The organism is Plebeiibacterium sediminum, from assembly GCF_026013605.1.
GTDB classification, from domain to species: domain Bacteria; phylum Bacteroidota; class Bacteroidia; order Bacteroidales; family Marinilabiliaceae; genus Saccharicrinis; species Saccharicrinis sediminus.
Genome location: NZ_JAPDPJ010000264.1, coordinates 1 through 605, shown reverse-complemented (window position 1 = coordinate 605; position 605 = coordinate 1). Strand labels below are relative to the sequence as shown.

The following is a 605-nucleotide window of genomic DNA, read 5'->3' as shown; positions in this document are numbered from 1 at the left end:
GAAGGCCTATTACATCAAAACAAGGTGGCAACGCCCCTTGATGTTGACCTCTGATAAATATCAGACTGAAGGTCTGAAACCCTATGCTTGATACATTGTGTTATGTATGTCCCATTGCTCAGCGAAGCGTCTCGCTTCGCTGTTTTACATTGGCCTCTGGCCGTTCTAAATCTATTTACACAAACTAACAAAACATATAATTGATCTCTATTCAACTACATTGTGAAAGATGTTGAATATAATACAACATAGCGGGACGCTTTGCTGAACTTGAACGATTTCTTATCTGTCATTTTTTGTTTCAGACTTACAGCCTGATTATGCATTACATACATGTTCTTGGGGTGATACCCCAAGCTCTGATGTTTCAGGCTGTCAGCCTGAAAAATACCTATGAGATTAATCTACAGCTTCGAAACGAAATTAGCATTAAATCGAACATAGGCTGAAGGCCTATTACATCAAAACAAGGTGGCAACGCCCCTTGATGTTGACCTCTGATAAATATCTGACTGAAGGTCTGAAACCCTATGCTTGATACAATGCAGAACGGAGACGCTTTGCTGTACGACAAGAAAGAAACATCTTTGTATGTTGTATAAATG

Annotated in this window: 1 protein-coding gene; it reads right to left on the bottom strand. The window is 39.5% G+C overall.

Going from position 1 to position 605, the window contains the following annotated elements; translation table 11 throughout:
• Positions 1–391 precede the first annotated feature (391 nt).
• A partial coding sequence (locus OM075_RS25390; RefSeq protein ID WP_301193362.1) for a hypothetical protein occupies positions 392–605 on the bottom strand: 214 nt, incomplete at its 5' end.